The organism is uncultured Fibrobacter sp., assembly GCF_937877005.1.
In the GTDB taxonomy this organism is placed as follows: Bacteria; Fibrobacterota; Fibrobacteria; order Fibrobacterales; family Fibrobacteraceae; genus Fibrobacter.
The window spans coordinates 1-7,845 of sequence record NZ_CALEFV010000135.1 but is presented as its reverse complement, the minus strand read 5'-3'; the positions used below and the strand labels follow the sequence as shown (position 1 = coordinate 7,845).

At 55.0% G+C, this 7,845-nt stretch carries 9 protein-coding genes and 1 pseudogene; 4 read left to right on the top strand and 6 right to left on the bottom strand.

Annotated elements, in window-relative coordinates; translation table 11 throughout:
* Positions 1–390 (top strand): PDDEXK nuclease domain-containing protein (locus Q0628_RS06630; protein WP_298769355.1); only part of this gene is annotated, 390 nt, incomplete at its 5' end.
* Between the two features lie 7 nt (positions 391–397).
* On the opposite strand, the gene Q0628_RS06625 is transcribed toward Q0628_RS06630, so the two are convergent.
* Both Q0628_RS06625 and Q0628_RS06620 read right to left on the bottom strand, forming a co-directional pair.
* Complete coding sequence (locus tag Q0628_RS06625; protein WP_298769353.1) at positions 398–541, bottom strand: hypothetical protein; 144 nt, start codon at positions 539–541, stop codon at positions 398–400.
* Between the two features lie 95 nt (positions 542–636).
* Complete coding sequence (locus Q0628_RS06620) at positions 637–1,698, bottom strand: polysaccharide lyase (protein ID WP_298769351.1); 1,062 nt, start codon at positions 1,696–1,698, stop codon at positions 637–639.
* 49 nt (positions 1,699–1,747) lie between these two features.
* Between Q0628_RS06620 and Q0628_RS06615 the strand changes: the two genes are divergently transcribed.
* Positions 1,748–1,966, top strand: coding sequence for a hypothetical protein (locus tag Q0628_RS06615; RefSeq protein WP_298769349.1), 219 nt, complete (start codon positions 1,748–1,750; stop codon positions 1,964–1,966).
* 11 nt (positions 1,967–1,977) lie between these two features.
* Here the strand turns inward: Q0628_RS06615 and Q0628_RS06610 are convergent, their stop codons facing one another.
* The gene (locus Q0628_RS06610; protein WP_073323685.1) at positions 1,978–2,301 is read right to left on the bottom strand and encodes a DUF3392 family protein; all 324 of its coding nucleotides are present in this window, start codon (positions 2,299–2,301) and stop codon (positions 1,978–1,980) included.
* A gap of 225 nt (positions 2,302–2,526) precedes the next feature.
* On the bottom strand, positions 2,527–3,987 hold the full coding sequence (gene ahcY / locus Q0628_RS06605) for an adenosylhomocysteinase (protein ID WP_298769346.1): 1,461 nt from the start codon (positions 3,985–3,987) through the stop codon (positions 2,527–2,529).
* A gap of 179 nt (positions 3,988–4,166) precedes the next feature.
* Here ahcY and Q0628_RS06600 point away from each other — a divergent pair, with 179 nt between their 5' ends.
* Entirely contained in the window at positions 4,167–4,934 is a 768-nt protein-coding gene (locus Q0628_RS06600) for a CAP domain-containing protein (RefSeq protein ID WP_298769344.1), read from the top strand.
* 18 nt (positions 4,935–4,952) lie between these two features.
* Positions 4,953–5,984 (top strand): alpha/beta hydrolase, encoded by a 1,032-nt coding sequence (locus Q0628_RS06595; RefSeq protein WP_298769342.1) that lies wholly within the window; start codon positions 4,953–4,955, stop codon positions 5,982–5,984.
* Here the strand turns inward: Q0628_RS06595 and Q0628_RS06590 are convergent.
* The gene (locus Q0628_RS06590) at positions 5,981–7,006 is read right to left on the bottom strand and encodes a GDSL-type esterase/lipase family protein (protein WP_298769340.1); all 1,026 of its coding nucleotides are present in this window, start codon (positions 7,004–7,006) and stop codon (positions 5,981–5,983) included. The genes Q0628_RS06595 and Q0628_RS06590 overlap by 4 nt on opposite strands.
* Before the next feature lie 191 nt (positions 7,007–7,197).
* Positions 7,198–7,845, bottom strand: a pseudogene (locus Q0628_RS06585) (glycosyl hydrolase family 5); the annotation flags it as partial.

Below are 7,845 nucleotides of genomic sequence, written 5' to 3'. Positions count from 1 at the left end.
CGACAGCAACATATCCATACAGAAAAAGAGGATTACTACATCGACCTGGTGTTCTACAATTATCTTTTGAAATCTTTCGTACTTGTTGACTTGAAAACGACAAAGGTCACGCATCAGGATGTCGGCCAAATGGATATGTATGTTCGCATGTACGATGAATTAAAACGCGGGAAAGGCGACAATCCGACTATTGGCATTTTGATATGCGCTGATACGGACGATAGCATTGCGCGTTATTCGGTGCTTCACGGAAATAACCGGCTATTTGCCGCCAAATACAAAACCTACATGCCTACAGACGAGGAACTCCGTGCCGAAATTGAAGCCCAGAAAAACTTTTACTATTTGCAACATGGGAAAAAGAATAAGTTACCGAGGAAATCTCGGTAGCTCATCCCTACCTCCCAACTTTCACCCGTTTCCCGTTCTTGAGCTGGTGCGTGGCGGCGTCGGGGAGGGTATTTTTGCGGCTGACAAAGGTGCCGTCGATGCGGTAGGTTTCAACGGGGGCGACTGTGGCGCGGTTCTGTGTCCGCAGCATAATCCGTTCGGGACCCTGCCCACAATTTTCACCTTCGAAGGTGCCCTTGCTGAACAACCCCGTGGGCTATGCGAAGTAATCAAAAATCGTGTAACCTATCTTCCGACTTTCACTTCATAATTCGCCTTTTTCCCGCCGACCCGGCTGCCGTCAATGCGGTATGCCTTGGCGGGTGTTGCGTTTAGGCGGTCCTGCCGTTGCGCCCCAATGCGGTCGGTGCCCGGGGCGGTTGTGTCCGGTGCGCCCGCCTTTACCGCGATGGAATCCGTCGATACGGTGAAATTGTCGTAGCGGATAAAGCAGTCGTGGGTGGGGGCCCATTCGGCGCTGCTTCCGCCGTGGAAGGTGGAGAGGTAGAACTTGTCGACTTTCACGGTGTCGTAGTCGCGGAGCCTGAGCGTATCTACATCGAGCGCGAGTTCTCCGTCAAACCATGTCTGCACGCGGCCGTTCTTGTCGCCGTTGCCGGGAGAGGCGATGGTGTTCATGCTTACTTTGTTTACAATACGGTGCCAGGTGCCGGTGGTGAACTGTTTTTGCGGGATGGTGCCGTTCAAGTCCCACTTGAAGTCGTCGCCATATACGGACTCTTGCCCCATAAAGTAGATGAGCTGCACGGCGTTGCCGTCTTTGCGCCACATGATGCGTGCACTCCAACCGTCGCCGGTTTCGGGCATGGCGTTGCCGGTGTAGCACTTGCCGCCGCATAGGCCGGGGAGCTTGCCGCCCAGCTGGAACTCGAACCCGTCTTCAAAAAATATGTCGTAGGCGCTCCACATGGTGTCGGCGGTTTTCACGAGCGGCTGGATGATTTGCCCGGCGCAGGCGGGCGTGTCGTTGTCGTTCGGGCCTACGCAGCCCTTGGGGTACTTGAGCTGCAGTACATTGCCGTGTTCCTCGCCGTCGTATACGACCTTGGAGTTTTCGCCATTGTTCTTGTCCATGGCGTACCACCAGCTTTTGTCGTAATCGTTGCGCTTGAAGTCTTCCTTGGCTTCTGCATTGCCGTACACGCCGACTTCGCGGTTCTCGAAGTTCACGAACGAGACGGTGTCGGACACCGTTTGTGCGTAGCCTGCCGGGGCTAGCGCGGCGGAGGTGGTAGCCGTGACGGCGAACATCGCCGCAGAAAAGGTGTTACGAATTTTTGCGCTCATACCTTTAAAATAATCTTTTTCGAGGGAGATTAAACTATCTTTTTAATGTATGGCCGATTCACTTGACGAAAAGCACAATGAAACTGGCGCGGATTTTGCCACGACTCCTGCCGCAGCCCCCGCAGCAGCCAAAGCTGCCGAGGCTCGCAAGGCACGCATCAAGAAAATGCGCGGGTGGCTTTCTCCGCGCGATACCGTGGCCGACGACTTTGGCCCCGAAGATGCCGCCCTCTATTACGGCGAAGGGCATTCCGGCTGGAATAGGTAGCGTTTTCGAGACTAAATGTCTTTTCCGCTGCGGGCGCAGAACGCAAGCACAACAAAAGCTCCCGCGACAATCCCGATGAGCGGTAAGTCCGCCTGACTGCGTAGGAACATCTTTAGGAGTTTCACCAGCTGCGATGACATGAACGCATAGCCCGCGCTGCAAAGCACCACGAAAAGTGCAAATCGTCCGAGAAAAGGGACGCTCTTGGTTATCTTCTTGAAATAGGCGTTGATATGCCCACCGTAAATGATGAGCAATGTCGCGACAAGACCCACTGAAATGGAATCCATGTGCAAGCGCAAAAAGTTTGCAAACTGATGGATGTATGGCTGCATAGCGTAAATATAAAAAGCCGCCGGCGATTTCCTATTCGCCTAGTCAAGAATGATGGAATTTGGCAGATTGTTGAAAAGAAACGAGAGCTGATATTATAGGGATTAAAAAAATCCCCGCGCATATTACATTGCACGGGGAGATTTTTAGATCCTTCGCGACCTATGGTCGCTCAGGATGACACATTTTTCTTTCGTCTGTAGCTCGCGTAGCGAGCGTTCTATCGTCTAGTAACGATAGTGATCCGCCTTGTACGGGCCTTCGACGGATACGCCGATGTAGTCGGCCTGGGCCTTGGTGAGGGTCGTCAGGTGAACGCCGAGCTTTTCCAAGTGCAGGCGTGCGACCTTTTCGTCGAGGATCTTCGGGAGCGTGTACACGACGCCGCTTTCGTACTTGATGCCGGCGACAGTAGCCTTCCCTTGTGCGTTGAGCCAGAGGTCGATCTGCGCGATGGTCTGGTTCGTGAAACTTGCACTCATCACGAAGCTCGGGTGACCAGTAGCGCAGCCGAGGTTCAGCAAGCGGCCTTCAGCAAGGATAAGGATGCTGTGGCCGTCGGGGAAAATCCATTCGTCGTACTGCGGCTTGATTTCGTTACGCTTGATGCCCGGAATCTTCTTGAGGCCGGCCATGTCGATTTCGTTGTCGAAGTGACCGATGTTACCCACGATAGCGCGGTGCTTCATCTTTTCCATCTGGGCGGCGCTGATGATGCCGGTGTTGCCGGTGGTGGTCACGAAGATGTCGGCGTAGCTAACGACTTCGTCGAGGGTCTTGACTTCGTAGCCTTCCATGGCGGCCTGGAGCGCGCAAATCGGGTCGATTTCAGTGATAATCACGCGAGCGCCCTGACCGCGCAGGGACTGTGCGCAGCCCTTACCCACGTCGCCGTAGCCGCACACGACTGCGATCTTGCCGGCCATCATCACGTCGGTGGCGCGGTTGATGCCGTCGATGAGGGAGTGGCGGCAGCCGTAGAGGTTGTCGAACTTGGACTTGGTCACGGAATCGTTCACGTTGATTGCCGGGAACTTGAGGCGGCCGGCCTGGGCCATCTGGTAAAGGCGATGCACGCCGGTAGTGGTTTCTTCGGAAACGCCGCGGAGAGTTTCGCGGGCGCGGGTCCACTGCTTCGGGTCCTTCTCAAAAATCTTTTTGCAAGTGGCGAGGAACACGCCCCATTCTTCGCTGTCGGTAGCGGGGTTGAATTCGGGCACCTTGCCGGCATCTTCGAATTCGGCGCCGCAGGTCACGAGCATGGTAGCGTCGCCGCCGTCATCCACGATGAGGTCTGCGGTCTTGCCGTCGGGCCACACTAGGGCGCGGGCGGTGTTTTCCCAGTATTCTTCGAGGGTTTCGCCCTTCCAGGCGAACACGGGCACGCCCTGCGGGTTTTCTACGGTGCCTTTCTTGCCGACCACGACGGCGGCGGCAGCGTTGTCCTGCGTGCTGAAGATGTTGCAGCTGACCCAGCGCACGTCGGCGCCGAGGTCCACGAGCGTTTCAATCAAAATAGCGGTCTGCACGGTCATGTGGAGGCTACCCATGATGCGCGCACCTGCGAGCGGCTTCTTGCCGGCGTATTCCTTGCGCAGCGCCATCAGGCCCGGCATTTCGGTTTCGGCGAGGTCGAGTTCCTTGCGGCCTTCCACTGCAAGGTTGATATCCTTAATTTTGTATTCCATGTTATTTATATCCTTTGGCACAAACTTTGCGCCCCATGCTTCTTTTATGCACAAATATAGTTATATGCATATTGGTGGTCAAGTAGAGGGGTGCCATTGAGCGAAGTTTTGCCAATCCGATGTCCTTCCCGTCGGTAAATTATTTAGATTATCTACAGGTATATAACCATGGAGTGTTTATGAGATCTTTTGTCAAGGCCGCAGTCGCAGCTGCATTTGTTTCGGCTCTTTTCGTGGCATGCTCCGACGACTCTTCTTCTACGAGTGCAGATTCCGGAACGGTCGTCGAGGAGTCCTCCGCTTCGCAGGAACCTTCGTCATCGGAAGAATCTGCTGTACAGGAGTCCTCTGATTCGCAGGAAACGTCTTCGCCGGAATCTTCTGTTTCACAGGAGCCTACATCGTCGGAATCTTCTGTCTCGCAAGTATCTTCCTCGTCGGAAGAGTCCGCTACGCCGGCCTCGAGCGACAGCACCCTTGTCTCTAGCGCTTCCGAATCCAAGGACAACGCTTTCTTCACCGAAAACTGGCGCGAGGATTGCCTCGCCAAAATCAACGAGTACCGCGCTACCGAAAATCTCCAACCCTTGACACTTGCCGCCGAAGAAAAGCAGGCCTGTACCGACAAGGAGGCCGCCGACGACATGGCCGAAAACAAGGCGCACGGTCACATGGGCGACTGTGGCGAATATGCGCAGAACAGCGGCCCGAACTTTAGTACTTCCTGGCACGGCACTGCGTCCGAAGTTGCGGAATCCTACCTCAAGATGATGTGGGAAGACGAAAAGGCGCTGGTGACTAGCGGCGAACGCGATCCTGAAAAGTCCGAGGACTATCGCTATATCGGTCACTATCTGAACATGAAGGGCGACTACACCAAGGTCGCCTGCGGCATCGCTCTTTCCGAGGACGGAAAGAAGGGCTGGTTCAACGTGAACTTTTTCTAGTTTGTTATATTTGCACCCATGAAATGGGTGGGATTATTGTGTACGCTGTTCGTGTCCACGTTGCTTGCGGGTGGCGTGAACATGGCGCCGGATTCCTTGCTGGGAAGTTCCTTTAGGACTCTTGCTTACGATCTTAGAGAAAGCGGCTTTCGTGCGACATTGATTCATTACGCGCCCGATGCGGATTCGGCTACGGTCACTGATTCCGCCATGCCACGCAAGGCGATGGTGCTCTACATTCATGGTTTCAACGATTACTTTTTCCAGTACGAACTTGCGCAGCGGATGGATTCGGCGGGATATTCCTTCTACGCCATAGACTTACACCATTACGGCCGTTCGTACCGCAAGGGCGAAACCTTGGGTGAACTCTATGACATTGCGGAGTACTACCCGGAATTAGATTCCGCCATCGCCACGATGCGAACGATAGAGGGTGATACGCTTCCGCTCGTTCTGTTGGGTCACAGCACCGGCGGACTTATCGCCTGCCTCTATGCTGCCGACCGCAACAGCGGTTCCGGGATTGCGGCTATTGTGCTCAACAGTCCCTTCCTCGAAATGAACTATCCGTGGCCGGTACGCCGCCTCGCCGTGCCCGTGCTTTCGGCCATTGGCGGCGTGTTCCCGACAATCGGCGTTCCGCGCAGCCATAACGAGAACTACGACCGGAGCCTGCATCAGTACGGCGTGGGGGAGTGGAACTACAGCCTTGACCTCAAGATTCGCGGAAGTCTTCCGATTAATTTGGGCTGGCTCCGCGCTATTCACCAGGGACATGTCCGCGTGCAGCAGGGCATGCAGCTTGTATCGCCCGTGCTCGTGATGCATAGCGGTTGCAGTTTCCGTGACGACGACTGGAGCGAAGAATATACCTATTGCGACGGCGTCCTGGACGTCGAGCATATCCGCGAGTTCGGTGCGAATCTTGGTCCGAGCGTGCAGCTCGAACGGATCGAGGGCGGGCTTCACGACTTGTTCCTTTCCCCAAAGCCGGTCCGCGAAAATGCCTACGGCAAGATGTTTAAATTCCTGGAGTCCAGGCTCTAGTCGGCGCGACGTCCTTTTACATCTACCTTGTGATGCAGCTTGCGCAGCTTCGGCTGCGCTTTTTTGTTGCGCTTGGGTGCGATCTTCGTGGTGCCGCCGTTCAATTCCGTGACCTCGATTTCGTTGCTCATGAGCCACGAATCGTTGTCGCTTTCGACTTTTATAAGGGCTTTGTATTTACCCTTCTCGTTAAGCGTAAGGGTAGGCTTGTCGGCACCTTCGATAAGCTTGCCGTCTTTGTACCAGAGGTAGCCATAGGCATTGCCTTCGGCTTGCAAGGTTGCCCCGTTCTGCTTGATTTCAGGCTTTGCGAGGGTGATGTACTTGTTCACGATTTTGGCAAGTTCCTGGGCGCCTGCAGCGTTCGGGTGCACGCTGTCATCCAAAAACCATGCGGGTGTCTGGAATAGCGTATGCAGGTCGATAATGTTCACTCCCTTCTTGATGGCGGTTTCCTTGATGATGGGATTGATCTGGCTTACGATTGCCGTGTCCATGATACCCCAGTTGCAGTTGTTGCTGTAGGGTTGTAGCGTGGCGTAAATCTCGGGATTCGTGGGCAGGTGCGCGAAGGTGTCGATTAGCGCCTCGTAATCGGCGTACAGCTGCGATTTTTCGCACTGGCCATAAAGGTAGTTGTATTTTTCGGCGCCCTCCCAGATGCATTTGTCCGTGAAGTACTTGCTGTCGTTGGTGCCGAGCTCGATCACGACGATATCCGGATTGGAGGCGAGTGCCGCCTTGAACTTTTCGGTCGTCCAGTAGCTGGATCTGTTTTCGCCGCCTTTGATTGTGGCGCCTGCAAACGTCATCGAGGAGACTCCGAAATTGCTGACGGTGTAGTCGCTGCCGAGCATTTCCTGCAGGTGGTCGGGATATTTCTTGTCGGCCCAGATTCCGTAACCCTCTGTAATGCTGTTGCCGACACAGGCGACATTGATCGAAAATGAAGGGCCCGCCAGGGCAAGCGCTGCGAATGCAACCGTTGCAAAATTCGTTTTATACTGTTTCCTACCAAACATCCTGTAACACTCCTTTGACTTTAAATATAAAAACAAAGGGGGAGCGCCCTCCCCTCGCTCCTGCCCGCTTCTCGGTCATCCGCTACCCCTCTTCCTAGGAGGGGAAACCCTCCTAAAACCACCCTATAGTCCGTGCCTCACAAAAAAAGCCGCGGTTTTTGCCGCGGCTTTTCGAATTTCCTAGGAAGTGATTACCACTTGGAAGAGATTTCCGACGGGCAGGATTCCAGTTCCTCGAACTTGAAGCTCGGATTGTTGGCTCCACCCATCCAGGTTGCGGAGAATTCGCAGCCGGCCTGGAGTTTCGGATACTTGCTGAATGCGGAGCACTTCTGCTTGACGCAGCTGGGATCGGACTTACAGTCGGTGATGAAGCCACCGTACTGGGCGCCCGTGCTGTTGATGCCGAGCTGTGTGCCGCAACCGTTGTATAGGCCGACACCACCGCCCGGAATCATGATATCGAACTGGTTGGAACCTACGTCGCCACCGATGTTAGAAACCATGATGACCATCTGCTTGCCCCGGAGGCCGGACGTATTGGCGCCGCTACCGCCGTTGTGGGAGTTGCCGTCGAATGTGAGGAGGAAGCACTTTCCGCATTCGCCACCGAGTCCTGCAGGAACGGCTGCAAAGGCGAAGGCCAAATTTTCGCTGGCTGCCCACGGTGCCTGAACATCGCAGACGCCACCGGAACCGCCGCTACAGACGCTGCCACCCGCTTCGCCGATATTCTGCATCTGGGCGTTGCAGGCTCTGGTCGGATTGCTGGTATTGCCGCTCCATGCGCAGTGAGGCATGCAGCAGTCCCAGTAGCGGGAACCCCAGCCCTGGCCACT

Excerpts from the sequence above, each read along its gene's own strand:
- Q0628_RS06625 (WP_298769353.1), bottom strand. The coding sequence starts at position 541 with ATGCTGCGGACACAGAACCGCGCCACAGTCGCCCCCGTTGAAACCTAC.
- Q0628_RS06620 (WP_298769351.1), bottom strand. The coding sequence starts at position 1,698 with ATGAGCGCAAAAATTCGTAACACCTTTTCTGCGGCGATGTTCGCCGTC.
- Q0628_RS06615 (WP_298769349.1), top strand. The coding sequence starts at position 1,748 with ATGGCCGATTCACTTGACGAAAAGCACAATGAAACTGGCGCGGATTTT.
- Q0628_RS06610 (WP_073323685.1), bottom strand. The coding sequence starts at position 2,301 with ATGCAGCCATACATCCATCAGTTTGCAAACTTTTTGCGCTTGCACATG.
- ahcY (WP_298769346.1), bottom strand. The coding sequence starts at position 3,987 with ATGGAATACAAAATTAAGGATATCAACCTTGCAGTGGAAGGCCGCAAG.
- Q0628_RS06600 (WP_298769344.1), top strand. The coding sequence starts at position 4,167 with ATGAGATCTTTTGTCAAGGCCGCAGTCGCAGCTGCATTTGTTTCGGCT.
- Q0628_RS06595 (WP_298769342.1), top strand. The coding sequence starts at position 4,953 with ATGAAATGGGTGGGATTATTGTGTACGCTGTTCGTGTCCACGTTGCTT.
- Q0628_RS06590 (WP_298769340.1), bottom strand. The coding sequence starts at position 7,006 with ATGTTTGGTAGGAAACAGTATAAAACGAATTTTGCAACGGTTGCATTC.